This window comes from Alkalinema pantanalense CENA528 (assembly GCF_050753345.1).
GTDB classification, from domain to species: Bacteria; Cyanobacteriota; Cyanobacteriia; order Leptolyngbyales; family Leptolyngbyaceae; genus Alkalinema; species Alkalinema pantanalense.
The window spans coordinates 144,306-171,078 of sequence record NZ_JBLZFX010000001.1 but is presented as its reverse complement, the minus strand read 5'-3'; the positions used below and the strand labels follow the sequence as shown (position 1 = coordinate 171,078).

Sequence of the window (26,773 nt, the reverse complement as noted above, 5' to 3'; positions counted from 1 at the left end):
CACTTGCGGTTTGCGAAAATGCCCACTTTTGCAAGTAGGCTTTGTACAATATTTTCCATATGGCTATCCATCCGGTGCGTTTTGGATTAATTTGCACCCTATCCGATGGATAGCTTCTCTGTCCACTCCTGCCTCGCTAAAATTGTCCGGACTATTGATGCATAATGCAGGCTAAATTCTATGTTTTGCAAAATGTCTTGGAGTTCTTCTTCAACTTTCACGGCATTAATGTCTCTAAACATAATCATTAATTGACTACGGATAATCTATTGGATGTTGTGTGATTTTCTGGGACTCCTTACTCTACAAAGATAACTCCGGCAGCGAGTTCGATGAGCTTGAGTTCTGTATTGCGTCGATCGTCAATCAATCTACGCTTGTTTTCCAATTCTCGATTCACCTTTTTGAGCAATCCTTCAGTTGCAGGTAGCATTCGGAGCCGCCCCGATTGTTGAAACTGCTGAATGCGTTCTTCAAGTTGTTGTCGTCGTCGTTGGGCATAGTTTTCAGCACTGCGTTCTTGCACCCTACAACGGTTGTCATTCTCAGCATCGAATTCCTGGGATGCTTTTTCAAAGGCTTCTTCTAAGGCACCCTGGCAATCACTGTACAAGGCTAGAAGGCGATCGGTGCCTGCTAACAAGTTTGCTGCGTTAGGCTTAGCTTTCCCGTAACGGGCAGCTCGATACACAAATTGCTCTGATTGCTCATCCGATAACAGTTGCTTTGTCGAGCAGCAAGCCACTTGGTAAGCCAAACAGCTTTCAGAGCGCAATCCCTTAAATAGCCACCGATGAATCACGTAAACGTATTGCCCTAGTGCAAGCCCAATGTCTGACTGCTGGCACTGAATTGCCGCGATCGGGTGAAGTTTTTGGGCATCACTTTCATAACTATATCTAATCCATTGGATCAGCGGATGCGTTGGATCGAGCAGTTCTAGCAGGTTGCCTTTGTCTGCTTTACGGCTGACTTTGATACGAGGATCAAACAAACAGAGAACGGGCGATCGATGTAAGCGGGTTTGGGTGGCAACACGGTGTTGTTTGAGAAACCATTCTAAATCGAGCTTGGCATCTTCACTTAGTCTGATCTCAAAGACGGCTTCTCGCTGGGGAACGGGTTTGATAGTCGTTCCTTCATAGTAACGAGCAAAGTAGTCTTCAACAAAGGAATGTAGTTCTTCGGACGTAACCCATCTCCCTTGATCACGGCTTTCCGTGACTGCATTCAAAATGTGATCCGAAAAAGCGATTAGATTCACCGCTTCTTGCTCTAATCGCTCTTGTTCAACAGATTTTTTGAGAATGGCTCTGGAAGTTTGTTCAGCACGCTGAAGTCTCTCATCATCTGTGAGATCCGGGTTAAAGAGCGTGACCAGCAGTTTTTCCGTTGCTGCACCGAGGATATCTTCGAGGTCTCCAATGCTTTCTCGAAACACATTGATGCGGTCATACAACCGAGTCAGAATGCGTTCTTCAATGGTGTCTACTAAACTGAAATTGACGATCGAGATACGCTCGGCTTTCTGTCCTAAGCGATCGAGGCGTCCGATGCGCTGTTCTACTCGCATGGGATTCCAGGGTAGATCGTAGTTGATCAAAAAGCGGCAAAATTGCAGGTCAATCCCTTCACTGCCAACTTCTGAGGAGAGAAGAACCGAGGCTTTGCCTTGTTCAAATTGTTGAATGACTTCCCACTTGCGATCGCCCATGCCTCCGAGAATTAGACTTGTCTGGATGCCGTCTGCCTCTAATCGGCGTTGGAGATAGTGGAGCGTCCCACGAAAGTAAGCAAATAGAACAAATTGTTCCTGTGGATTTTTCTTAAGTTCGCCGCACAAAAACTCAACTAGCGTGCGATATTTTGTATCTTCAGCTTCGAGATGTTCGTAGTCGATTTCTGCGAGTTGAACTATCGGATTGAGTGGCTCTTGGATTTGAGATTGCAGTTCGGGTGCAATGCCCAAATCTTCCCAAAATAGTTCATCCGCTTGCATTTCATCCAGAATGCCCTGTTCTGACCAGGATTGCAGAGCTGCAACCAAACAGCTTGCCATCTGTCGTTGATACGCAATCAATCGAAATAAGGGAACGCCTTGCTTACCTTTGCTCTGTTTTCGAATTGACTGTGTTACAGACTCATAGATTTGTTTCTCTCTGTCTGAGAAAGGAACGCATAACGTTTGGGAGGCGCGTTCAACCCGATTGGGAATCACATCGCGTTTCCGGCTACGAGTAAGATATTGGCTGATCAGTGAGGCACTTTCGAGCTTGTAGCCTAGTCTCACTTGCGTTTCTGCACTGATCGTTTCTGGGGTCCGCAGCAAAGTTTTGATTTGTTGAAGCACCTGATTTTCTCGAAAATACTCAGATTGCAGGGCACGATCGAGTTCATGCCTCGCCGTTGATAAATCCGGAGGATGGCTCCAGAGCGATCGCAACGCGCGGATCAGAGGTGCGTTAGCTGCTTGCATCTGATGAAAGACAGTTTCATCGAAAAAGTCTTCTGGGCTAATGATTTTCAGCAGTTGATAGAGATTGGCACTCTCAGTTTGAATGGGGGTTGCCGTCAACAGCAATAAATGACGAGATGCATCCCTCACTAATTGCCCCAAGCGGTGAGTGGCTGTCGATTGGTTGCGTAGATAATGTGCTTCGTCAATCACGACCAAGTCAAACAGTCCCACGTCATCAGCAACAGGATTCTGGTCTAATAATCGTGCTAGTTCTGCTCTAGCACTCGTGTTCGACTCGTCTTCCCAATCCGTCCCTGGACGAATGCCTTCTAAACTGGCAACGCAGACAAACGAATGCTGATACTGGCTTTGCAGAACGTGCTTTACCTCTTCTAAAAGCTCTTGAGCACTGGTTAGTCGAGCAACGATATTGAATCGCTGCTGCAAATCACCCTGCCACTTCTCTCGCAGAATTGCTGGACAAAGAATTAATAAACGACGAGCATCCGTTCGGGCTTGCAGCTCTTTCCAGATGTACATTGCCTCGATCGTTTTTCCCAAACCAACCTCATCGGCAACCAGCAAACGTCCGACAGGAGACTCTAGAAATTTCAATACTGGCTTAAACTGATGCGGATAGAAGTCAGTCTTGCTTGACTCCATACTGTAAAAAATATTGGTGAGTTGCCCCTTTAATTTCTCGAATGTGAGAATTTTTCTGAGGTCATCTGCTCCACTAAATTTTCCTTGCTGAAATAGGTCGCAAAGTTCCTCGGATTCTCCACAAAGTTCCAGGAGATTGTAAGGCTTATACGACTTCTCGTTCGGTGCAAATTGTATTTGCACTAAGAGACGTGTTCCTGATGGACGAGTTTTGCCCGTAGTGATACCCCGATAACTGGGGTTGCCTTTGATCCTAACTTCCTGACCCGCGATCGCTGGATTCCAACTCATACTGCTCACCATGAACCTCTCATCTCATCGTATTTAGGAGGCTGACTCAGTGGATCTTTTTCTTTTTTAGAGATGGGTTTGCTTTGCTCCATTTCACTGGGGAGTCGAACCTCTGGTCTTTCCCCATCTGGAATCGACAAGCCATAGGCTACGGCAAATCGATGAAATTGGTCATTATTAATGCCATTCGTTTCTAGATCTTTCGGCAGGGGGAGCGATCGTACAGCATACTCTGGAATGCCCGCATTCTTGTGTTGGAAGTCCTGATAAGTCGAGGTAATAGCTTGCTGATAAAACATGGTTTGTCCTCCACCCCCACCAATAAGAATATCAAGGGTTGTTTTCAAACCAGGCTGCATCAATCTAAATCCGTGGTTAACGTATTCAGACCTTCCTTTTAAAATCACTCTCGCAACTAATTGTTGAATCTTTTTTCGAGCAGAGCTAGCTTCAAAACTATCAGGACAATTAGATACGTTCGCACAAATTATTTCTTTGGTATCGGTTTCTGTCATACCCAACTCTTTTGCTAATTGTTGGGCAAAAGCAGTCACTCCAAAAGGTTTGACTTCTCCTGAAAAGAAGTCAATTTTTTTCTCCCCGTCATCATTCCAATATCGGAAAGCACTCCCGTCAAGTGTCCCATCTCCAATATCAAAAAGAACATAAAATCCGGTATCTACTTCTCGCGAGTTGATCAATGACCACACCTCCGCTGCAATTTCTGGAATTGCATGGCAATTAGTCGTTGCCTGTTGTAAATTTGCCCGAAGGGGTTTGAGGCAATCCTGCAAATTTTCCAAAGTGATTGGTTTCGTCTGAGGTTCGTTGCTTAATAGCCAAGCCAGGGAAAGTGTTCTCCTGAATCGCTCAATGGCTTGAGAATCGTAGTATTCAACGGGAACACCGACATTTGCTGACCAATCAATTCTCTGATTCATGACCAACTCTGGCTTATGGCGACGAATCCAAGCTTGAGCACGGGTAATGACACGGCTGAGATAGTAAGCACAAAGATTTTCAACGGCTTCAGCCTGCCTCACTTGAGGAAGATGTTCGAGTTGCCAGCTTTCCATGCCTTGAGGTAGATCAAACTCTGCAAGGCGCATTTTGATAAATTCTATTGTTGTTTGTCCTTGATCGTCGTATCGTTGCCATTCTGAAGCAGTCAATCCGGTAATTAATGTGCCATCAGGCAAAATACCGATTTTCGTGGGCAGTAAGGCTTCTTCTAAATGAGTGACTTCATCGGTAAAAGTAACAATCTCTGATTGGTTGTTCACCATATCTCGGAAGCAGACTTTCGTAAAACTCGTGCCGAAATCGATACCTAAGTTAAGCGACAATTCTCCCAATTCGATCTCGGCTCCCTCATTCAAGCCATCAGAAGCATGAGACTCGGTTTTAATTTCTAAATCCGGTGTTAGATTGGAGACCTCTGGGTTTCTAAGAATGGAGGGTGACTCGATTTGAAGCACGTCAACTGTGGTCAGTCGCTGTTGGAGCTGAGAAACTTGTTCTGCTAGCTCAAACAACAACTGTTGGAGTGCTTCTAGCTCAGTTCGGTTTGTTGTATGATTTTGTTGTTCCTGTAGTACAGCCAATTGAGCATTGAGTCGTGAGAATTGCGTCTGCACCTCAATTTGATATCTTGCAACTTCGTGTTGGTGTTGCTGAATTGCGGTGAGTTGTTGATGCAGTTGGAAAAGTTGCGATCGTACCTCAGCCTGATCAGTGACTTCATCCGTTTGACGTTGTCGAATGCTCGTCACTTGATTACTCAGTTGGATAATCTGCTGATCAATTTGCTCAGTGGCACTCGTCAAGTTTTGAGCCATGTGCGCCGCTTGAATGGCAAAAGCTTCTCGCGATTGGTTCAGTTGGGCTTCTAATACCGTTTGACTTGTTGCTGTATCTGCTTGACGCTGCTGGATAGAAGCCAGTTGGTCACTGAAATGGGAGAACTGAGTTTGCAATTCAGTCAAATTTGTGGGGATGGCAGGTTGCCCCTGCTGAAGTGCAGTTAACTGCTCATTAAGCCGAGTAAGCTGTGATCGAACCTCACCCTGTTGTGTGATTTGCTCAGTTTGGCGTCGCTCGATCGCGTTAACTTGTTCCTGAAGCGTCGCTGCTCGTTCCATAATATCTGCTTGATTGGGAACGGGCAGGTCTAGCATTTGTCGATCGATGTGGACGATCACGGCGTTAAGCCGCTGTTCATAACTCCGCCGATTGAGTAAATTTAGACATAAGGATAAAGAAAGTGGGGCTGCAGCATAGACAACCTGCTGCGATAGAGCTGAAGCAACAACGCCTACTACTGAGCCAGCAACCGAGGCATACTCAGCGATTTGTAGGAATCGAGATCGTAGAAAACGGTGTGGAGACGTTGAATTACTCATATGAGTTATTCTTAGCAGGATCTTTTATGGGAGAAAAATTATCCCTATTCTGTCACATTTGCCACAAATTGTCCGTGGCAGCTGTCGCAATGTTGCTAGAACAAATTAGATCTTTTCGCAAGCAAGGCGATAGGTATCGAGGCAAGTCCGGAAGGATTCCTGCGAAATTTCTTTGTTGAGTAAACTGGTTTCGATCGCGGCTAGAATCTTGCCTAATTCTTGGTGCTGAACCGTTTGAGCAGTGGGCGGATTGGGTAGTGTAGACGGGTTGACCGGAGATGGGCTCGATCGCTGGGATAGGTTCACTAACTGCTCAATGTAGCGATCGGCTAATTCTTCCGATGCTTGGGCTATTCTGCGTTCCAAAACAGTTCGCGTTGTTGTGTAGGCTTCATTAAACGTCCGAAAGGCTTCCTGGGAAATCGCTTCGTTGACTAGAGCCGTTGCTGCTTGATTAAATTGTTCTTCTAATTGTATGAGTTTGTCTCGAAGTATTTTTTGTCGCATTTTTGGATCAGATTCCGTTTCCTCAGCCATAGCTTGAATTGCTTGACTAATATAATCTTCTGCTAAATCCTTCTGTTGGCGTAAGCGTTCTAAAAAGCGTTGCCAAATCCAGAAAATAGCTGCGATCGCAGGAGTCCCCAAGGTGACAAACGTTGATCCATTTTCCAGAATAAATGAGAATAATGTGGGTTTATTGCGATCGTAATAGGCCCGAGCACCCATATGAATTGGAATTCCAGTCCCAATGGAATTGCTGGGCTGGCTAATGTTGGCAACCAGCGATCGTAATTCACGATGTTCCGGCGGCAGGGCGTTGGCAATGTCCAAACGATGCTCATCCAAGGTTTGTGTAATTTGACGCACCCAGCGTTTATCTAAGGTCTTACTGGCCAGCAACAAGCGCTTGACCCCAACGGTTGGTAAGGGGTGGGCAGGAATGGGCGGATTTCCTTGATACGCGCCTTGGGGAATGGTGGCCACTTCCAATGCTGGATGATTAATCTGTAAAGCCTCCGCCTGAGCGATCGGAATCAATTGCCCGTGGAACTGGCGCACTAGCATCGCAATGTAGTCATTACCCAAGGTTCGCACCCGGAAAACACCATCGGCTTGCTGGGTTTCAAAGCTATCCGATCGATCGCTGAGAGGTGGCTGACAGGGCGTTGTTTGTAAATTAACGGAATCCAAGCCATAGTACTGGGTGATTTCCTGAAACGATCGCTGCTCTCCACTATCCGCTTGCAGGGCAAGGGTTTGATCAGCGAAATCACTCATTTGGTGGATTTGGGCATTGGGCTGAACGACGAGTTGAAAAATGTCGCGATACAGCACCGCAATCGATCGAGCGTTAGCACTCGCAGGAATATCGGCCTGCGACGTTGCAAGGTTCACTTGACCAGATTCCAAAAGCTCTAAGTTCTGCGAACTGCCACAGGTGGAAATGACCTTAATCTTCAAATTGGGATGATTTTTTGCGACGGCTTGGGCGATCGCGCGGCTGAGCAGGTAACTTTCCCCCGTCGGAGATCCAGCAGCAAGAACCAATTCATGAACCCGCTGAGTTTGCAATCCATAGATGCCTAAACCCAGCAGAATCGCCAATAACAAAGGCAATAAAAATTTTAGCAGCGACCAATTAGACATCGCTTTGACAGGTATTAAAATTAGCAAACAAACAAGAACAAGTTAACCTTAAATTCTGTTGTTGGCCATTTTTTATTATTGATTTTTCTACGGGACTGACGGGGCTCGAACCCGCAACTTCCGCCGTGACAGGGCGGTGCTCTAACCAATTGAACTACAGTCCCTTGCAGTTTTCAGCCTCGCGGCCTCTCGACGAAATCTATAATGGCAGACTTGCGAGGCGTTTGTCAAATATTTTCTGAATTTTTTTCGATCGGCTTTATAACCTAGTGCTCCGGAACCAGTGGGGGATAATGGGGGCACTACTCATCAGCTAGGGAATGGGCCAGAATTGGCATGCGATCGATCCCCGAAATCAACGAAAAAATTCAAACAGGCAACGCCGTTGTCCTCACTGTCGAAGAACTCAAAGCCCGCGTGGCCGATGTGGGCGTGGCTCAAACTGCCCAGGAAGTCGATGTGGTGACGACGGGAACCTTCGAACCCATGGAGTCCTCCGGTGCAATTTTAAATCTAGGTCAAACGGATCCGCCAATCAAAATCCGCCAATGTTGGGTGGATGGAGTTCCGGCTTACTCGGGCTTTGGAGCGGTGGATTTGTATTTGGGGGCTAGCCAATCGGCTGAGTATGGCAGTGCCAACGATGGCATCGAGGAAGAATCACGGGATGCGAATCGTCGCTATCGCGGCGGTGGCCATGTCATCGAGGATCTGATCGCGGGCAAATCAGTGAGCTTGCGGGCGATCGGGCAGGTGACCGACTGCTATCCCCGCAGTTCCTTTGAAACGACGATCAACCGCGATCGGATTAACCAGTTCTATCTGTTCAATCCCCGCAACCTCTACCAAAACTTTATTGTGGGCGTTAACGGCGGAGAGCGCCCGCTCTATACCTACCTGGGCACGTTACAACCCCAGTTGGGCAATGCGGTTTACTCTAACCCTGGGGCCATTTCCCCGCTGCTGAATGATCCCAAGCTGCAACTGGTGGGGATTGGCACCCGAATTTTTCTGGGCGGTGGGATTGGCTATGTTACTTGGGAAGGAACGCAGCATTTTCCGTTGCAGAAACGATTGCCCAATGAAACGCCGATCGGCCCTGCGGCGACCCTCGCGTTGATTGGAGATGCCAAACAGATGGATGCCCGGTGGGTCAGAGGCTGCTATTTCAAGGGCTACGGGGCATCGGTCATGCTGGGGGTTGGCATTCCGTTGCCGGTGCTGACGGAAGAGGTTGTGGCCCATTGTGCCGTGCAGGATAAGGACTTGGTCGCGCCTGTGGTGGATTTTTCGATTCCGCGCCGGGTACGCCCGACCTTTGGTCTGGTCAGCTATGCCCAACTCAAGTCCGGCAAGCTCAGCATTGATGGCAAGCTTGTGCGGGTGGCACCCCTCGCCAGTTTGTACCTCTCCCGCCAAGTCGCGATCGAATTGAAATCTTGGATCCAAGCTGGTGAATTTTTGCTCACAGAACCCGTGGCAGAGCTGCCCCGCGATCGGGTGTTTATTCCCCAAGATATGCGAGGCAACTGAAGCCTAGACCTGACGCCGTGGAGTATTTCGATTTTCTAGGAGAAAATTAGCGATGCGGGCCAAAATTCGGGAGACGGAAATTTTCTTTGATGTGGAAGGATCTGGCCTCGTTCCCGAGGGCGATCGAATGCGGGAAAAACCCGTGGCCTTTTTGCTGCATGGAGGGCCAGGAGCAGACCATACCAGTTACAAACCCACTTTTTCGCCCCTTGCCCAGACCCTGCAATTGGTTTATATCGATCATCGGGGCCAAGGACGATCGGCCAGAGGCGATCGATCGACCTACACCCTCGACAACAACGTGGAAGATTTAGAGGCCCTGAGATGTTATCTAGGACTCGAAAAAATTGTCGTGATTGGGGGATCCTACGGTGGGATGGTGGCCATGGCCTATGCGGCACGCTATCCCCAACACGTTGCTCACCTGATTGTGTATGTTACCGCTGCCCACTGCGGCTTCCTAGACCGGGCTAAGGCGATTTTGGCTATGCGGGGAACCCCGGAACAACAAAGGATGGCCGATCGTCTCTGGAAGGCTGAGTTTGAAACAGAAACGCAACTAGCGGAATATTTCCAAGTCATGGCTCCCCTGTATTCCCAAAAGCCTCAGACGGCAGAGAGGGCCGCTGGACGCGGACGAACTATTTTTTCGGTGGATGCAATTAATGTCGCCTTTGGCGGCTTTCTGCGGACCTTTGACCTACGGCCTGAGTTACCCCGCATTACCGCTCCAACCCTGGTACTGGCTGCCCGTCATGACTGGATTTGTGCCCCCGAGTTTTCTGAAGAAATTGCCCAACTGATTCCCGGCGCAAAGTTGCAGATTTTTGAAACCAGCGGCCACCTGATGCGATCGGATGCCCCCCAAGCGCTGTTAGATGCGATTAGGGACTTTGTGGTAGGGCCGAGTCAGGCCGAATCCCTGGCAATTTGAGGAAAACAGGGTTATAAAGGTGGCCCTAAGGTCAGCGCCAAGGTGAGCGCAAATGATGAAGCCTGAGTCGGAAAAGACCCAGGCTTGCCTATGGGTGCCCTTGTTCCTAGACGTGAATCTAGCAAACTAGGCTGCTGTGCTTACGAAGAGTGGGCTGCCTTAGCCCCCCGTTTCACTGTGGTCTCGTTTCTTGATAACCGGCTTGGGCGGAGGCGCTGCGCCCGGTTCGCGCCGACTGGGAGCCGCAGGTCTGCCTTCTGGCCTTCCTTCCGGTCTGCCTTCTGGTCTGCGGCCACCCCCACTCCGAAAGCTAGGTCTGCCGCCACCGCCACCGCCACCGCCGGGACGCCGAGGGCCACCGCCACCACCGCCGCCTCTCCGGAATCCCCCGCGACCATCCGGTCGTTGGGTGCGCTTCTTCGGCATCACCATGGCAATTTGGGTGCCTTCCTGTATGACTAAGGCTTGACCTTCCCGGTGGACATGCAGATCCCAAAAATAGCCTAGAACTTTACCAGTTAAGTTTCCTTCTAGATTGAGCTTAAAGAACTTGGTGGAATCGCCTTTAACTTTTTTCTTGAGCACTTGCTGAATTTTTACAACAATATGCTTGTCCCCCGGTTCGTGGTGAACGATTTCGCCACGAATGGAGAAGTAGTTATCCTCGACTTCGGAGGAGGGAACGTAAGGACGATAATTAATCTCCGTTGGAGGACTGGTCTGCTCTGAGACGGATTCTGGGTCGGCCACTTGAGGCTCTTCAGACTCGCTCAAGTCTTCAGACTCGTTCAAGTCTTCGATAGCTTCAATATCTTCGACATCTTCAATATCTTCAGCGTCGTCATCAGTTTCTGTGACAGGCTTATTTAAATTCTCAGGTTCCCAGACGCCCACAATTTGCAAATGTAGGGTACCTTCTCTTTCGCGAGTGCGGGGATAAACAACCCATAGGTGGGGTTCGTCTAGGGGAAGGTGGTTTTTCACCAGACTCATGACCCGACCCAATAGGACAGCCTCAATTTCAGTGCCATCGCTGGTGGTGAGGGTTCCTCGGGTAAATTGCTCTTCCTCGGGGGCATAGCGACCCCGCACCAACCCGATCGCCCGATATTGCATCGGTTCACTGGGAGCAGGAATCGGACGGATCCGTGACAGATCAGCCGAATCGATCGTGGTCACTGCCTCGCTGGACTCTTCAGGATCGGGAACAACTGCACCACTGGTCTCAGCCTTGGCAATTACAGGTTGGGACTCAGGAGCAGTAGCGGGTTCCGGCGCGGGAGGCTCGGGTTCCGGTGGGGGAGCCACGGGACGTACAGGCCGTGCAGGTGGCTTTACCAATTTAGGCACAGAGCTATCATCCGATCCGGAGGCTTGCGGTTCGGAGTTAATGGGCGTGATCTCCTCGGAGGAAATCGCTAAGGACTCGTCGGTTGAACTCGGTTGAGATGCAGACGACTTAGGTGGCTGAGGTCGATTTGGCACAGGACTCATAGGCTATCGTCACAAGCGGAGAGCATAGACATGCTTCGATCTGAATCCTATCTGAATGGGAAACTCTGGAAAAGTCACAAAAATGACCGAGGAGTTACTCATGCAGAAAGATTTCATGATACAAAATGCAATCTTGTGGTTGGTTGATCCGTACAGTTTCCTGCACTTTTGTAGAAAAGTTTCTATAAAAGGAAGGAGAACCGCATCGGGCACCATTATAGACACGATCGCGGGGGACTTTTGGACAAGGAAACCCGAGGCTGCCGACTGTCCGCATCCCTACGCCTATGATACTGACTTCTATCCCTTTCCAATCTGTGATCCCGATCGGAAAAATCTGAAAACTATCCGTAGAAATGGTGGATATCCGAGGCTGTCTGGCGTCAGGGGGCTACAGAGTGTCCCTCAGTTTAGCTCGTGGCTGGGTCTCTTCTGAATTTGGGTGAAGTCTAACAACGAAGGACTAAAGTCCCGGACGAAGGCCAGAGCCTTTCGCTAAGATCAACTTCAGGGATCAGCTAGGTGAGGCTTAAAAATGGACTGGACGGATAGTCTTCTGCATGCTCTCCGTGCGACATCTAGAATCTTTGGCATTTAGCAAGTCTTGGATGCTAGTGATTATCTCCGTGGGGCAATGTCTGAGATTTACTGTCTAAGATTCACTGTCTAAGGTTCACTATCTCAAGTGACCCAGGCTAGTTGGCCAATGTAATGACAGACTTAACATACTCACAGACGTATGACAAAGGGGGATGTTGCGAACAAGACTTTTAGGCAACGGTTAGGAACTCATAGGTATATTAAGAATTATATTAGAGTGATTAACATATTGTTACCTGTCGTTTCGTTACTTGTTGCTTCTAACCGCAGAATTTTCAGGCAGCCTTGTCCCTGGCTGGGGTATGGGTCGGTGGCAGGCCGATGGTCGAGGTTGGCTGGTCTAAGTCGGCGGTTATGCTCGTGACTTGGATAAGGTTGTTACAGGAAATCAGGCACTCATCCGGCATACAGGCTTTTTCATGCATATTCCTTCATTGACCACTCTTAAAAAGACGCCCAAAATCTGGTGGGTGGCAGGTGCAGCGATCGGTGTCATTGGATTGTCTGCGATCGGCTTGGGGTTGTTCAAACCGAATTCTAAAGCTTTGGATACCAGTAAATTAACAACTCCAGTGGTTTCCGAACAACTGACGCTGCGGGTCAAAGCCAGTGGAACCGTGACTCCCCGGGAAACGGTGAACGTGAGTCCCAAAAGTGCGGGGCGGGTCATGGAACTCATGGTGGAGCAAGGGGATTACATCAAAGCAGGACAAATTATCGCGCGGATGGACTCGTCGGATTTGGAGCGCGAACGCCAACAAGCTTTGGCCAATGTGGAAGCGGCGCGGGCTCGATTGGTGCAATTACAGGATCCGGCGCGACCTGAGTTGGTAGGACAGGCTGAGGCGGATCTGCGTAAGTCCCAGGGGGAGGTGTTGCGTTCCCAAGGTGAAATATCCCGATCGCAAGGGCTTGTGGCGGATGCACAGTCGCAGTTGGAGTTTGCCACGCGCCAGCGGCAACGCCAAGAAAGCTTGCAGAAGGAGGGCGCAATTTCCGAAAACAGTTTGGATGAGTTTATTCGCAAGGAACAAAATGCCCGTGAGACTCTCCGACAGGCGAGGGCTCAGCTTTCCCAGGCCCAGGCTCAGCTTTCCCAGGCCCAAGCCCAGGTGGCGGGAAATCAAGATCGCTTAAGCCAACAGGGTCAGACAGGGAGCACCGGGGATATTGCGGTGCAGGAGGCCCAATTGGCCGCCGCGATCGCCCAACTCAGGGGGATTGAAAATCGGATTGCCGATACGATCATCCGTGCCCCGTTTTCGGGACTCGTGACCCAACGGTATGCTTCGGTGGGAGCCTTTGTGACGCCCACCACCCAGGCCTCAGCCTCGGGAACCGGGGCAACTTCTACCTCGATCGTGGCGTTAGCTAGCGAACTAGAGGTGATTGCCAAGGTGCCGGAGGTGGATATTAACCAGATCAAACCGGGACAGGAAGCTCAGATTGTTGTGGATGCGTTCCCTAAGCAAAAGTTCAAAGGTCAAGTTCGGCTGATTGCACCGGAGGCGATCGAAGAACGGGATGTCAAATTTTTCCAAGTGAGGATTAAATTGCTGGAAGGCCAGAATAAATTGCGTTCTGGAATGAATGCGGATCTAGAATTCCTTGGCCAACGGATTGAGGCATTAGTGGTTCCAACGGTGGCGATCGTGACTAAGCGGGGACAAACGGGGGTATTGGTGCCTGATGAAAAGGGTAAACCGCAGTTTAAACGAGTGACGATCGGGGCGACGCAAGATAAGCAACGGCCCGATGGGAAGAAAGAAGGTCAGACTCAAATTTTGGATGGAATGAATGCGGGTGAGCAGGTTTTTGTAACCTTGCCAGAAGGGCAAAAGCTCGATCAGATTGTCAAAGATAACCCAAAATAAGTAACTCTTAGGTTTGCTCGACGAAATCTCGACGAAATCTCGACGAAATGATGGATAAAAGGTGCTGATGGTTTTTGCTGGGCTATCTGAGATTAATGAACGAAGAAACACAAAAGATTCATGGGGTTGAAGATTCATGGGGTTGAAGATTCATGGGGTTAAAGATTGATGGGGTTGGATAGCTGAGTAACCTGACTGAGATGAGTAACCTTAACTGAGAGAGGCATGCAATGGATTGGGTCGAAAGTTTAGGAATGGCCTCAAAAACACTGACATCGAATAAGCTGAGAACAGCTTTGACAATGTTAGGGATGATAATTGGTAATGCTTCGGTGATTGCCATGATTGGGATTGGTCAAGGGGCTCAGAAACTGGCTTCTGAACAGTTTGAGTCCTTAGGGCCGAATGTACTGTTTGTCTCTCCTGGATCGGGATCGGCTCGGCAACGTACATCCCTTTTGCCGAGAAACTTGGTCTGGGATGATGCCAAGGCGATCGCGGCGCAGGTTCCTTCAGTGGCGGAAGTGGCTCCCCAGCGCCAAAGCCAATTGACCTTGACCTATGGTGGGCTCAATCGCAGTTCGTTAGTGGTCGGCACAACACCCGCCTTTTTGACTGTTCGAGATTTTGATGTTGCTCAGGGACGTTTTTTGACGGAGGATGATCTGAATCGGAGCCAGCGGGTGGCAGTTTTGGGTTCAGAAGTAGCATCTAATTTCTTTGGTCAAGAGACGCCGATCGGCAAAAGGATTCGCTTGCGGAATGTAAGCTTTGAAGTGGTCGGAGTGATGCAGGCGAAGGGTTCCTTTCTGGGCAGTAATCAGGATGACGCAGTCTATATTCCCTTAACAACCAGTGCAACATCCTTGACGGGACGCACCTCGCCCTATGGCTTAGATTTGACTTTTATTTCCATCTCGGCCAAGGATGAAGCAAGTATTCCAGCGGCGGAATTTCAAATCACCAATTTATTGCGTCTCCGTCACAAGATTATTAATGAAGATGATTTCACGGTACAAACTCAAAAGGACATTCTTCGCATTGTCGGAACTATTACAGGAGGCTTAACGGCGATGTTGGCCGCGATCGCGGGGGTCTCCTTGCTGGTAGGTGGTATTGGGATTATGAATATTATGCTGGTGTCGGTGACGGAACGAACCCAGGAAATCGGTCTTCGGAAGGCGATCGGGGCAGCGCAATCCGATATTTTGGTGCAGTTTATGATTGAAGCGGTCTTGCTATCGGCTGCGGGCGGACTGTTGGGAACGTTGGTGGGAGTCAGCGGAATTTATCTCGTGTCAGCCTTTACGCCCCTAAAAGCTTCGGTGTCGATGGCCGCGATCGGGTTAGCTGTGGGTGTTTCTGGGACGATTGGCTTGGTGTTTGGCGTAATTCCAGCGAGACAGGCCGCAAGACTTGATCCGATCGTGGCTCTACGGAGTGCTTAGATTTTTTAGGGTGGCTACAATTCTAGGGTAGCTACAATAAAGGCTATAGAGAATCAACAAGTCCAATTGTCAGTTGAAATGGAAAAAATAATTCTGTTAATGCCAAAATAAATAGCTCTAGATACGATTTTATCAATTTCATAATTTACCGATTGTTATTATGGTTAGCACGATCGTTCGACTAGAAGAAATTACTAAAATTTACGGGATGGGTGACATTACCGTAAATGCGTTGGCGGGTGTTGATTTAACCGTCGAAGCGGGCGAATACTGCGCCATTATGGGGGCATCGGGTTCTGGAAAATCAACCATGATGAATATTATTGGCTGTCTCGATCAGCCGACAGCCGGTCGTTACTATTTGGATGGGGTTGAGGTCGCAACATTGCCCGATAAGGAATTGGCCCACATTCGCAACCAAAAGTTGGGCTTTGTGTTTCAGCAGTTCCATTTGCTACCCCAACTGACGGCCTTGGAAAATGTGATGTTACCGATGATCTATGCTGCTGTACCCCCTGCGGAACGGCGAGAGCGCTCTAGAGAGGCCCTAGTCAGAGTAGGATTGGAATCCCGCCTGAATAACAAACCCACACAGCTTTCCGGCGGACAACAGCAGCGGGTCGCGATCGCTCGCGCGATCGTGAATCAACCTGTCCTCTTGCTGGCAGATGAACCAACGGGGGCATTAGACTCCCAAACGACCCATGAAATTTTGGAGATTTTTGGGAATTTAAATGCCAGTGGAATGACGGTCGTGATGGTGACCCATGAGCCGGAGGTTGCTCGTTGTACCCGTCGGGTGATCTGGTTTAAGGATGGGCGGATCTTAGAACCGAATATGGCTCCGGAAGATATCGGACAAACGATTGTCGGTTGATTAGGTCTAAACAATACTCCCACTAGCTTTTGCATTGGGTTTTCTATCGATAATCCACATAGCTAAGTAGTAGTAAATTGTGAAAAGAATCCCGGCAAAAATCTGGCCACCGATCGAACCATGCCAAAATTCAAAGGATTGTTTGCCCCAATATACTGATGAGATCGCTAGCAACATTACACGGGGTACATTAAGAGTTAATGCTAAGGTCACACCACTAATAATTAGTAGAACTGTTTTTCGGACAGAAAGCTGCATAAATTGACCCACAATAAATCCTGCCATCCCCAATACAAAACTCATATGGAACCCATTGCACCCGAAAGCCACTTCTACGGCTCCTGATCCTAGTTTAATAAACTGCTCTTGGGCGATCGATTCATAGCCAAGTAGCCGTAGTCCTTGGCTCCCTAGGTTTGCCATGAGTAATTCAAGTAAATTGTGGGGTGTCGCAAATTTCCAAGTTTGGGTCGCAAGATTAATGATGTTGGGGTAGAGACCCACGATGATAAACCCAATGAATAGCCAATGGTGGCGAATCATTGTTAAGCCAAAGTGACTCAATAACATTCCCATGACAATCAGCATGGCGCAGAGTGCCTGTAAGGAAAACGAGGAATGTAATAGGAAAAATCCGATCGTTCCGGTCAGTAGCAAAGCATATCCAATGATGCGATCGTCGGGATAAACTCGTTCCTGTGTTAATGTTCCCTGCTGTTTCCATAAGCCCGCTATGCCAAGGTACAGAAAACAAATATTGATGAATGCACTAGAACTCCCATGGATTGTAATATCCCCTAAAAAAATTAAGAGAATAACTCCATAGATCATCAGAATGATACTGCCGCAGAGAATCAGAAATCCATGGTTTGTTCTAAAACCATTTCGACCAATATATCTACACCAATCAATAATGTGTGAGCCTAGGGTTTGCCGTTCCATGGGTTTGCCGTTCCATAATCTCAGTATTTAGAAATAAGAGAAAGGAGCTAGCGAAAACTTTCCCTAGCTCAATCCTATTGATAATGTCTAGATTGAATCTCTTCCATTCAATGTCTTAGCAATTAACCACGGGGGGGACGCATGCCATATCGACCTAGGCCCAGTAGCGCTAAGCCGACAACCAGCAAGTTACCCACGCTGGATAGTCCAGTTTTGATGGAAGTGTTTTTTGCGGTTTGCTGTGCAACTTGGGCATTACCAGATAGCTGTTTAGCAACCGTTTGGAGTTGTTCTTGGGTAACTTTTAGCTGGGGATTTTCACCGGGCTTAATTTCAGCTAATTGTTTTTGAGCTCGTTCTAATTGCACGCTGATATTATTTACGGCCATGTTTTGGAAGGTGATGGCATCTCGTACAACTAAAACGCAGGAGAGCGGAAAAATAATGCCAATCGCTAGACAAGCGATCGCGAGTTGACGTCTTAGGGTACGAGTATCCAATGCAGAGTACAGCATCAGTGCAAGTCCAAACAGCAGAATAATGCTACGATCGCCCATCTGCTGCATAAAGCCGATGCGCCAAGTCAGTTCGCCAAAGGCCGGGGGAAAGGTCAGCACGGCCATATCCACAAGAAAGCCTATCAAACAAGCGACACCGACAATTCGGCACAAACCTCGGGCATTGGTATTTCCGGTCCCGGAATTGGCATAGTTAGGGGTAGACAAGGAGGACGCCGCCATAATTGTTTAACCTCAATGGGTGAGTAAATTGAATCATTGATACCTAGTCAGAGATGGCGTTTCTGCACCTGTAAGAGAGGGCCATTGCCGTTAATCTCTCACTATTCCGCGAAGTTACTGAATAACTTTTCCCTCTTTCAGGGACTCCCCGTAGAAATCCTGACAAAGTGATTTCTCATTGCCAAAAATTTATATTTGTGAATTATTGATAGAAGCTGGGTCTGATTCTGGAGGGCTGATTGGGGATTCCTGCCCAATCAGGGCCATGGCTAGGTAATAGTGAATTGTGAAGACGATCCCGGCAAAAATTTGGCCCCCGATCGGCCCATGCCAAAAGTCGAAGGACGCCTTGCCCCAGTAAACCGACGCGATCGCCAACAGCATGATTCTTGGCACGTTAGCAATCCAGGCCAGCAGAATGCCCGCCCCCATCACTAGCAGCGTTTTTCGCCAACGGGTCTGCATTAGTCGTCCTAAGAGGAATCCTAGGCCACATAATGTAAAGGCCAGGTCGAAGCCACTACAGCCCGGAGCTACAAAAACTGAACCCGTAGACATGCGCACGATCGCGGCCTCCGCATGGGCAGGATAGCCGATTTGGGTCAGGCCCCAACTGCCCACGATCGCCATGGTGCGCTCTAGCAAGTCCGGGGCAGTGACAAACCGCAAGGCTTCGGCGGTGATAAAGGAGAGATGGGGATAGGTGGCAGCCAGAAGCATGAGCGTGACGACTGGAAATTGTCGAAAAAATCCAAGTCCCCAAGTGCTCCAAAGCGCTCCAATGACTAACCCCATAACTGAAAATGCTTGGAAGGTCACTGAAGGGGAAGTGCTATGGAAAATAATTAATGCAACGCTGGCGATGACTAACAAAATGTAACCCGTCCAGCGATCGTCTTCTTCGGCGCGTAATTGAGTTAAGGCATTGGGCTGTTTCAGGAAGGGTTGAATACCTAAGATAATAAAACCTATATTGAGAATGGAATCCGATCGGCCTTTAAGAATGCCTTCTACTAAGACGCTGATCCAGTCAGGGAGATAAAGAATGGCCAGCAATCCCACGAGTGCGAGTCGCCGCCGATGGCGAGTGGCCAGACTATAGTGCAATATTTGCTTGAGTTTCTCTACACAAGTATGAATAGTCACTGGCTGATTTCTAGAGAATAGATAGGTGAAAATCTAGTTTGGTTACAAAGAACGCTGACAGCAGTTTGTCTATACCAAATTGATTGATCAATGCGACAGATCCAATCTTCCCTAGCCCTCCTGAACAAGAGGGAAATTCAGTCAAATGGTTTCAAAGTCCCCGTTATTAAGGGGGATTTAGGAGGATCGTGATGGGTTGCAATCACAAGTTGATTTGGTATACAAGGTAGTCTTTCTACAAAAGAGTAGGGAGAGCCTGAATTCTCCCCCTACTCTGCCTCAGGTGCTTACTCAAGTTTGCGTATCAACTGAGTTCCCTGTGTTCGTGGAATGTGATTATCGATGAACTCTAGGAGTTCTTGTGCCTAGGCAGTCGCTAGGGCCCGAGCCTTGCGCTTGCGCAGAGCCGCCAAACCAACCCCTACCGCACCAGGCAGCAACGCCGGAACGGGAACAGCGGTAATGCTTGCCGAGTAGGTGTCACCAGTAAATGCAAGTTGTGCCTGAGAACTAAACGTTCCATCTTGGCTATCAATTACTTGCGGCAGGTTCTTGAACTGACCGCTTAAGTTGGCAACAAATGAGGTAAAAATACCAACCGGAGTTGAATAAGTGACTTTTGCCAAGTCGAATGTATTCAAGTTAAATGTGATAGAACCCAACCCACCACCACTGAGCCAGCTGGTTACGGGAGATAGTAGTGACCATTCATTGGTAGCTACTTTCGTGAGTGTTAGATTCTGGATAGAAAAATTGCCTCCAAGTGTTCCGATCTGACTCAGTGAGCCTACCTCTGCATCAACAAACTGAAGCGTTGAGGTTCCGCCGATTGCAACATTTGGGTTCAATAGCTGGGCTGAACCACTGAAAGATAATCTCTTACCTGCGAGATCCATTGCTTGGGCAGGAGCACTTGCGCCAAAGCTTGCAGCAGTGATAGAGGCGGCAAAAGCTGCACCTACTGCTACTTTTTTCAACATAGTCATGAGAATCTACCTCTTCGTTATTTGTGAGTAGAATCGCACTGATGTTTAAACGGGAAGTCCTGGAGGCAATCTTAAGTAGATTCCAGCAGAAGGAAGTCATCCAGTCTAAAAATCAAGCGAAGGACGATGCGGTAGATGAAGGAGAACCTGATTCTGTGTGAATTTGCCTAGTGATTTCGCCTAGTCGTAATTCCGGAGGCTAGTTGCCTTACTCCGATACATCGTATGCAATCCTACGGAGAGTGGCAAGGTTGGAGTAGACACTTTATGAGGGCTTAATAATTCTTGGCTCAAAACCATATTTTTTTGTTCATCGCATAAAATTACAAGAAAATTGCTGAAACACTCAGTTTTGGGGGATTAGGTGGGATGGCATCCCAGCTTACTTAGGGGATTTCCCCTTCAGTGGTGCGATCGAACCTCCTGAAACCCCTCCCACTGTCAATTCCTAATTTTGACTTTTGTCCTGAATCGATCAGTTGCCGCAAGAAGATTGAGGTAATCTACCCCATCTGAGTCGTTTTGGACAAATTACATCAGCTTGAATGAGCCCCTAAACACTGAAAAGGGGCTCTAGTCTGAAATGGCTTCTCTAGGTTGAACAGTTTTCTAACCAGTGTTATTAGCATGTGGCCCTGCATCAACTGGTGCTTAACTAGCGGCCAACTGCGCCACAAAATGCTTGTCCAATAGATCGGGGACTTCCTCTGGTGTCACCTTGCTGTAGCGCACCTTATCCACGACCAAGTTGGGCCCTGCCTTACAATGCTTTAAACAACCCGTGCCCTTGACTTGAACAAATTCCGTTAATTGCCGATCGTGTAATGCAGCCTCCAATGCCTGACAAACGGCTTTGCCCTGCCGCTTCATACAGTCAGATTTTTGGCACATCAGAATTTTGGCTTTTTTACAGGGGGGGGCTGCCTGAACTAACGGTGTAACTGTACCCATACCGACAACCTGTAGATCCCTGTCTGTATTGATGTCTACGGTATTAGCCGGAACAGTCTCAACAATGGGTTCTGATCCATTTTTTTGAGTGGGCCAAGCAATGCTGATGGATTCGATCGAATCAACTTTCAGGATGACGTGACCTGTTGTGAAATCAATCCGGCGATCGCAAATAGTTTCCACCCAGCTCCCTGGCGTCAGTACTGTTAAAAGTTGGCTCCGTAGTTTTTTCCCGATTTTCAGGCCCTGTTCACCCAACGGCGTTTGGAGCCGTAGTCCTTTAATCTCTCCATCCTGCTTCTGCCAAAATCCGAGGAACTGTCCTGCAAGACGGTATTGCGTTTCCTGGTGATGTTTGAAACCTGCTTTCTTACCCATGGCTAACCTAATTGCGCTATCTGGACGGTTTGATCTGGACTTGGATTGGAACGAGGGTATTTGGATTGGGCGAGGCTGTGGACGGGGCATGCCTGATCTCTCTGGTCTGTGTATCCTTCCTAATAGGCTTGAATCCCTATCCTGTCCGCATTCCTGGATGATGAGGATGCGTTTGACGTTCCACCGAGTAGTCTTATTGCGATTAATAATCAACTATTTGCTTTCACCTTAGCAGATAAATTTACCAAATGACAGAGAGTTGCAATTATTTTTTTGGATGGGAAGTTCCTGTTGTCCGCTGAATGACTGATGTAAACTGGGGAATGGCAAGACTGATGAAGCATATATGGATCGATCTCATTAATTCTGCCGATCCTCTACCCGCCTTTTCGAAAAAATGCGATGATGGCTTAGACAATACCTTTTCTCATTAAATAGCCCCAATTGACTGTGGAAAATGACGGTGAGACTGTGGCGTTAGGGCACGATCGTAGACTGAGAACAAGACCGTGGACATCAAGTACCCCCTTGCTAAATCGACGACAACTGTTACAATCAGGCTTCTGGTAGGAGCGACAGGTGGTGCAGCGATCGGTCTTTCGCAACTGTAGCGATCGAGGAGTCGATCGGCTGCTGTGACCATTCCCCCCTTGCCTAAAGAGGACATGCACCATGGGTCTGGCATCAGTCCCTTAAAAATTCTGCGGGAGTTTGACTACGGCACCGTTACCCAGGAAAATGGTCGCACTGTGCGGGAGTTTCGTTAGGACAATCCAACGAGAAGTATGGCCCAGTGTTTGAGCCGTTGCTGGAGGGTGTTTTTAGCCTAATGGCGATCGGGCTGTTGAGTTGGATGTTGATCTGGATGACGCAGAATGCCCGCACGTTGAAAACGGATGTGGAAGGGGCGATTCATGCGGCGCTGAACCAGGCGAAGGCCGCTTGGGGCGTGTTTGCATTCATCTTTTTCGCGGTGATTCGTGAAGGATTTGAAATGGTGTTGTTTATTTCGGCAAAGTTTCAGCAGGGATTGGTGCCTGCATTGGGAACTTTGGCTGGTTTAGCGGGTGCTGTAGCGATCGGGGTAATGTTGTTCAAGCTAGGTGTTCGCTTGAATTTACGCAAGTTTTTCATAGTGATGGGGGTGCTTTTGCTAATGATCATAGTGGGATTGGTCGTAACAGCACTCGGTCATTTTGATGTGGCGTTGAATGCACTGGCGAGTCTCGATCGGAAGTCAGCGGCCTTGTGTTTTTTCCAAGAGCGATTTGTGAAGGCGGAAAATCGGGCTTGTATTTTGGGGCCAATGGTGTGGAATTTCAGCAAGGTGTTGCCAGATGATCAGTTCCCTGGGCTAATTTTGAGTGCGTTGTTTGGATATACGCAACGGCTCTTTATGGTGCAGGGTGTGGCCTACGGTGTGTTTTTAATTGCGGTAGGGGGAATTTATTTCCAGAGCTTGACGGGTAAACTTAGCTTGCCGTGGAAAAAGATGGAACGTCTTTCAAACAAAATCTAGCCGAATAAAATCTAGCCGAATAAAATCTAGCAGTTAAGATGGCAACGAGCTGTGGGATAGAAGAGGTATTCAATCCTGCCCAGACCAAAATGGGTGGAAATTTGCTTTCGACACATTCGATACTTTACGGTTTAAAGGAAATCGGTTTAAATCGTGGGGTCGAAATAGCCCCGTGGAGATGGTATGAGTCAAGCAAATATTCAGGTCTGTTCGATCTGCGGGGTCAAAATCCAGAAATTAATTGGCCAGGATATGGTCATTTTTTCAACAGGAGCAAAATCGACGCGGGAAGTGCTCTATCAACGGGTGTGCCAGCATGTGAAAGATCGTCCCGGTTGTATCAACAAGGAAGGACGTACAAACTAAGCCGATCTGTTAACCCTGAACCCTACCGCCGCTGCCAAAGAGCTAACAGTAAACTGATGAGAACTAACCCCCCGATCGCGACTAGGCCGGGATTTTGTCGGAACCAGGCTGGGCTGAAGGGTGCGGGCGCTTTGGGCTTGGCAGCAGGCACAGGCTGATGATGAACATCCCGGTAGAGGGTGCATTCCCGTGCAGTTGGTCGCTTGGTGTAGGTGCAGGTGTTGTCTAGGTGGTAGGTGCAGGTTTCGCAAAGGGGGGCATCGCCAACGGCGTGAAACAAATCAATTCCTTCATGGCCAAAGGCTTTGAGCGTCGCTCCACAATGGGGACATTGCACCTCTTTGGCGCGGATTAATTGGTGACACTTGGGACAATGGCGCATAGAAGGACTTCATCCATGTAATTGGGGTGGCCGATCGATTTAAGGGGAGGGCTGATGGGATGGTGTGTTAGAAACCACATGGTACTCTCCAGTTTCAATCAATGGGAAAGCTTGACCCATGGCTGCGATAAAGGCCCGATCGAGGGATTCTAACCAGTCCGCAGGGATGACTTTCCACTGATCGCGGCTGGCCCATTGCAGCACCATTACAATTTCCGTGGGATCCTGAGGATTAGTCCAGACTTGTTTCCCCATAAAACCTGCACAGTTGGCCAATGCCGCAGTCCAAATGGCTGCATCCTGTTCAATGTAACGCTCTCGAAGTTCGATCGGTACTTTTACCCTAAGCCATTCAATCACCATCACGGATCTCCATTATCATCATGACTAATCTTTATTTTCTAATTAATTACCAAAAGTTCGGTTTCTCTTCGGTTCCCGACTAGAAAACCGCATTCCCGTCTTTTCTCAGCTTTGACACAATAGAACAAATTGCACCGACAGGTGAGACGAAATGGATAACAACAACTGGCTAACACAACTTCTGTTGCTAGGCGTAGGAACGACTTCCCTCGCAGCAGAAAAGCTCAAAGAAGTGGGCGATCAATGGGTGCGAGAAGGCAAACTTAATCCCGATCAAGCCACTGGCTTCATCAATGATTTGCTCAAGCAACTCCAAACCAACCAGGGTGATCTTGAAGTCCAATTTCAACGGCAAATCAAGAACATCATGCAAGATATGGGCGTTGCTCGTCAATCGGAGGTCGATGAGCTACGGGGCAGAATCGATCGCCTTGAGCGGCAGGTTCGAGATCTCGAAAACAAAAGTTGGCGCTAGGGGCTGTTCTATTTCAAGCACTCATTCTGAGTGATGCAATTTCAGCGATTGCAGTTTAGCAATTGCATTTTAGCGATTTCATTTCAGCAGAGATTGCGGGGCTGGAGTCGAAATTGCGAATCCTATCGTGTTGACTTACTACCAAATGAATTGATCAATACAACAGATCTGATTTTCCCTCGCCCCCTGATGAAGGGGGAATTGGGCCAAATTCTCTTAAAGTCCTGATTGAAGGGGATTTAAGGGGATCGGATCTGTTGCAATCACGCATTGATTTGGGATTGATTTGGGATTAAGCAACTTGTTCTAACGATTTAGGGGCAGGCTTTATTAGGGCTTGGAGCTAGTTTTGGGTCTAGTCTTGCGTCTAATAATAGTGTGACTAGAATCAGTGCTGCTAGAACGTATTGTTTCCCGGTAATGCGACTCAATCAGACTTCTGAGGATCTGCTGTGCAAGGGACAGCCAAATTGAATGAGTAAGTTGTCAGTAGAACAATCGAGTCTGCTTGAATGAAATTCGGGCAGACAGCCTTACCCAGCCTAACTTTGCAGTCTCTTTTTGGAGAGCAGGTTTTTTCTGCTCACACGAATGAGGGATGTTGGGGAAATTATACCCACAGATGATTGGGCATTTTTGATCTACTTTCAATCTACTCAGTGTCACAATAATAACCGAGATACAATTCAGGAGCCTTCCCGAGGAGCTTTCATCAATGAAAGAAATTCTGATTAGTTTGGGTGTTGTCGTGGCCTGTGCGGCTGTTTTGTTGATAGCACAGTTAACCGGAAGTAAAGATGAGGCGATCGCGGCAAATTTTGCGCCTAAGCAATCCATGGCGGATATGGTTGCAAATGTGGTGATTGCCGAAGCGTCTAAATTGAATCCCTCTGTTCCAGAACCCACAACTGAGACGAAACCAATGGATGAAAAGATGATCACGACTGACTCTGGCCTTCAGTATGTAGAGATTGTTGAAGGCACTGGGGCTCAACCCCAATCAGGCCAGAAGGTCTATGTGCATTACACAGGTACGCTTACCGATGGCACGAAATTTGATAGTTCCCGCGATCGTAACCAACCCTTTGCCTTCAACCTGGGTGCAGGTCAGGTGATCAAGGGATGGGATGAAGGACTATCGACCATGAAGGTGGGTGGCAAGCGTAAACTCATCATTCCCCCAGAATTGGGTTATGGATCCCGTGGCATTGGCCCCATTCCGCCGAATGCCACGCTTGTGTTTGAGGTGGAATTGCTGAAAATTGGCTAGTTTCTGGTTAAAAAGGACGGTGCTTTGCACCTAGGTTGATAGACCTTATGTTGATAGACCTTATATTGTCGAATCAACCTGATTTTTAACCGACATCTGTTAACTCAATCTTGCATAACGAGGGTCTGCTCTGGCGGCTCTCGTTTTTTGATCATGACCCACTCCACGCCTGCTGGTTTGAGAAGCGACTTCTTTGCAGAAGCCATTAGGGATCAGCGCAATTGTAATGATTTCAATATATGAAATTCGCTTGACTTTCTTCAGGCAAACCTACTAGTCTGACCAACAGAATCTAAAGAAAACCTTAAGATTTAAAATTGATTAAACGACGAGTTAATCAATGCACTGGTAAAGCCGGATCCATTTAGAGGCACCATGCTATGCAAGTTGTATCGAAGCGGGGCACTAATGTAGGTAGTATGTATTCACCCTCCGTGTCTTGGATGCCCAAAGAGCAAGATCAGCCCTGGGGTTGGGATCAGGACGATCGGGTGGCAATTTTTATTGATGGTTCTAACTTATTCTACGCTGCGTTGCAGTTGGACATTGAAATTGACTATGCCAAGCTGCTTTGTGCGTTACTGAAGGGACGTCGTCTACTTCGGGCGTATTTCTACACTGGCGTTGATCTGAGCAATGAAAAGCAACAGGGATTCTTGCTGTGGATGCGGCGCAATGGTTATCGGGTCGTAACGAAGGAGTTGGTGCAATTACCCGATGGATCTAAGAAGGCGAATCTTGATGTTGAGATCGCAGTAGATATGATTACGCTGGCGGAACATTGCAGTACAGTAGTGCTTCTCAGTGGCGATGGTGATTTGGCCTACGCGGTCAATTCGGTGAGCTATCGTGGTACGCAAATTGAACTGGTCAGCCTCCGCACAATGACGAGCGATAGTTTGATCAACGTCGCCGATCGCTACATCGATTTAGAAGCGATCAAACATGACATCCGTAAAATGAAATAATCCAGGCTGAACTCGAGCTGAATTTCGTCATTTTCAGGAAAGGTCGCAATTAACCAACAAGTT

At 48.2% G+C, this 26,773-nt stretch carries 23 protein-coding genes and 1 tRNA gene; 11 read left to right on the top strand and 13 right to left on the bottom strand.

Annotated features, from left to right (window positions below):
- Positions 1-298 precede the first annotated feature (298 nt).
- From ACN4EG_RS00730 to ACN4EG_RS00715, 4 genes are all read right to left on the bottom strand, one after another.
- A complete protein-coding gene (locus ACN4EG_RS00730; protein WP_431627178.1) occupies positions 299-3,412 on the bottom strand; it encodes an SNF2-related protein in 3,114 nt (1,037 codons plus the stop codon).
- A 5-nt stretch (positions 3,413-3,417) separates the two neighbouring features.
- Complete coding sequence (locus ACN4EG_RS00725; RefSeq protein ID WP_431627177.1) at positions 3,418-5,250, bottom strand: hypothetical protein; 1,833 nt, start codon at positions 5,248-5,250, stop codon at positions 3,418-3,420.
- 669 nt (positions 5,251-5,919) lie between these two features.
- Positions 5,920-7,464 carry a TAXI family TRAP transporter solute-binding subunit gene (locus ACN4EG_RS00720; protein WP_431627175.1) on the bottom strand — a complete coding sequence of 515 codons (1,545 nt, stop codon included), beginning with the start codon at positions 7,462-7,464 and terminating at the stop codon, positions 5,920-5,922.
- 90 nt (positions 7,465-7,554) lie between these two features.
- Positions 7,555-7,628: transfer RNA gene (locus tag ACN4EG_RS00715), tRNA-Asp, on the bottom strand.
- A gap of 172 nt (positions 7,629-7,800) precedes the next feature.
- Between ACN4EG_RS00715 and ACN4EG_RS00710 the strand changes: the two genes are divergently transcribed.
- Both ACN4EG_RS00710 and ACN4EG_RS00705 read left to right on the top strand, forming a co-directional pair.
- Positions 7,801-8,997 (top strand): homocysteine biosynthesis protein, encoded by a 1,197-nt coding sequence (locus ACN4EG_RS00710; protein WP_431627174.1) that lies wholly within the window; start codon positions 7,801-7,803, stop codon positions 8,995-8,997.
- A gap of 52 nt (positions 8,998-9,049) precedes the next feature.
- Positions 9,050-9,931: an alpha/beta fold hydrolase gene (locus ACN4EG_RS00705; protein ID WP_431627173.1), complete on the top strand. Its 882-nt coding sequence runs from the start codon at positions 9,050-9,052 to the stop codon at positions 9,929-9,931.
- A gap of 159 nt (positions 9,932-10,090) precedes the next feature.
- Here ACN4EG_RS00705 and ACN4EG_RS00700 read toward each other — a convergent pair whose 3' ends face one another.
- On the bottom strand, positions 10,091-11,425 hold the full coding sequence (locus tag ACN4EG_RS00700; protein WP_431627172.1) for a hypothetical protein: 1,335 nt from the start codon (positions 11,423-11,425) through the stop codon (positions 10,091-10,093).
- Between the two features lie 1,019 nt (positions 11,426-12,444).
- Here ACN4EG_RS00700 and ACN4EG_RS00695 point away from each other — a divergent pair.
- The 3 genes from ACN4EG_RS00695 (at position 12,445) to ACN4EG_RS00685 (ending at position 16,224) form a co-directional block, all read left to right on the top strand.
- Positions 12,445-13,899, top strand: a complete 1,455-nt coding sequence (locus tag ACN4EG_RS00695) for an efflux RND transporter periplasmic adaptor subunit (RefSeq protein ID WP_431627170.1) — start codon at positions 12,445-12,447, stop codon at positions 13,897-13,899.
- A gap of 230 nt (positions 13,900-14,129) precedes the next feature.
- A complete protein-coding gene (locus ACN4EG_RS00690; RefSeq protein WP_431627169.1) occupies positions 14,130-15,347 on the top strand; it encodes an ABC transporter permease in 1,218 nt (405 codons plus the stop codon).
- Between the two features lie 160 nt (positions 15,348-15,507).
- Positions 15,508-16,224: an ABC transporter ATP-binding protein gene (locus tag ACN4EG_RS00685; protein WP_431627167.1), complete on the top strand. Its 717-nt coding sequence runs from the start codon at positions 15,508-15,510 to the stop codon at positions 16,222-16,224.
- A 6-nt stretch (positions 16,225-16,230) separates the two neighbouring features.
- Here ACN4EG_RS00685 and crtC (ACN4EG_RS00680) read toward each other — a convergent pair whose 3' ends face one another.
- The 6 genes from crtC (ACN4EG_RS00680) to ACN4EG_RS00655 form a co-directional block, all read right to left on the bottom strand.
- Complete coding sequence (gene crtC, locus ACN4EG_RS00680) at positions 16,231-17,166, bottom strand: cyanoexosortase C (RefSeq protein WP_431627166.1); 936 nt, start codon at positions 17,164-17,166, stop codon at positions 16,231-16,233.
- A 122-nt stretch (positions 17,167-17,288) separates the two neighbouring features.
- The gene (gene hpsJ-C, locus ACN4EG_RS00675; RefSeq protein ID WP_431627164.1) at positions 17,289-17,906 is read right to left on the bottom strand and encodes an HpsJ-like protein, cyanoexosortase C-associated; all 618 of its coding nucleotides are present in this window, start codon (positions 17,904-17,906) and stop codon (positions 17,289-17,291) included.
- A 189-nt stretch (positions 17,907-18,095) separates the two neighbouring features.
- Positions 18,096-19,052, bottom strand: a complete 957-nt coding sequence (crtC, locus tag ACN4EG_RS00670; protein WP_431627163.1) for a cyanoexosortase C — start codon at positions 19,050-19,052, stop codon at positions 18,096-18,098.
- Between the two features lie 365 nt (positions 19,053-19,417).
- Positions 19,418-20,038 (bottom strand): hypothetical protein, encoded by a 621-nt coding sequence (locus ACN4EG_RS00665; RefSeq protein WP_431627161.1) that lies wholly within the window; start codon positions 20,036-20,038, stop codon positions 19,418-19,420.
- Between the two features lie 651 nt (positions 20,039-20,689).
- Positions 20,690-21,367 carry a (2Fe-2S) ferredoxin domain-containing protein gene (locus ACN4EG_RS00660; protein WP_431627160.1) on the bottom strand — a complete coding sequence of 226 codons (678 nt, stop codon included), beginning with the start codon at positions 21,365-21,367 and terminating at the stop codon, positions 20,690-20,692.
- A 430-nt stretch (positions 21,368-21,797) separates the two neighbouring features.
- Complete coding sequence (locus ACN4EG_RS00655; RefSeq protein WP_431627159.1) at positions 21,798-22,010, bottom strand: hypothetical protein; 213 nt, start codon at positions 22,008-22,010, stop codon at positions 21,798-21,800.
- Here ACN4EG_RS00655 and ACN4EG_RS00650 point away from each other — a divergent pair.
- The 3 genes from ACN4EG_RS00650 to ACN4EG_RS00640 all read left to right on the top strand — a co-directional run bounded on the left by ACN4EG_RS00650 (position 22,003) and on the right by ACN4EG_RS00640 (position 23,252).
- Entirely contained in the window at positions 22,003-22,134 is a 132-nt protein-coding gene (locus ACN4EG_RS00650) for a hypothetical protein (protein ID WP_431627158.1), read from the top strand. The two genes, ACN4EG_RS00655 and ACN4EG_RS00650, sit on opposite strands and share 8 nt — an antisense overlap.
- Positions 22,135-22,160: 26 nt before the next feature.
- Complete coding sequence (locus ACN4EG_RS00645) at positions 22,161-22,886, top strand: FTR1 family iron permease (protein ID WP_431627157.1); 726 nt, start codon at positions 22,161-22,163, stop codon at positions 22,884-22,886.
- 183 nt (positions 22,887-23,069) lie between these two features.
- The gene (locus tag ACN4EG_RS00640; protein ID WP_431627155.1) at positions 23,070-23,252 is read left to right on the top strand and encodes a hypothetical protein; all 183 of its coding nucleotides are present in this window, start codon (positions 23,070-23,072) and stop codon (positions 23,250-23,252) included.
- Positions 23,253-23,274: 22 nt separating this feature from the next.
- On the opposite strand, the gene ACN4EG_RS00635 is transcribed toward ACN4EG_RS00640, so the two are convergent.
- Together ACN4EG_RS00635 and ACN4EG_RS00630 are read right to left on the bottom strand one after the other, a co-directional pair.
- Positions 23,275-23,634: a zinc ribbon domain-containing protein gene (locus tag ACN4EG_RS00635; RefSeq protein ID WP_431627154.1), complete on the bottom strand. Its 360-nt coding sequence runs from the start codon at positions 23,632-23,634 to the stop codon at positions 23,275-23,277.
- Positions 23,635-23,673: 39 nt separating this feature from the next.
- Complete coding sequence (locus ACN4EG_RS00630; RefSeq protein WP_431627152.1) at positions 23,674-23,997, bottom strand: TIGR03792 family protein; 324 nt, start codon at positions 23,995-23,997, stop codon at positions 23,674-23,676.
- A gap of 151 nt (positions 23,998-24,148) precedes the next feature.
- Between ACN4EG_RS00630 and ACN4EG_RS00625 the strand changes: the two genes are divergently transcribed.
- The 3 genes from ACN4EG_RS00625 (at position 24,149) to ACN4EG_RS00615 (ending at position 26,710) form a co-directional block, all read left to right on the top strand.
- Positions 24,149-24,472, top strand: a complete 324-nt coding sequence (locus ACN4EG_RS00625; RefSeq protein ID WP_431627151.1) for a phasin family protein — start codon at positions 24,149-24,151, stop codon at positions 24,470-24,472.
- 715 nt (positions 24,473-25,187) lie between these two features.
- Positions 25,188-25,742, top strand: coding sequence for an FKBP-type peptidyl-prolyl cis-trans isomerase (locus ACN4EG_RS00620; protein WP_431627149.1), 555 nt, complete (start codon positions 25,188-25,190; stop codon positions 25,740-25,742).
- Positions 25,743-26,185: 443 nt separating this feature from the next.
- Positions 26,186-26,710, top strand: coding sequence for a LabA-like NYN domain-containing protein (locus ACN4EG_RS00615; RefSeq protein ID WP_431627183.1), 525 nt, complete (start codon positions 26,186-26,188; stop codon positions 26,708-26,710).
- The last annotated feature ends 63 nt before the right edge of the window (positions 26,711-26,773 follow it).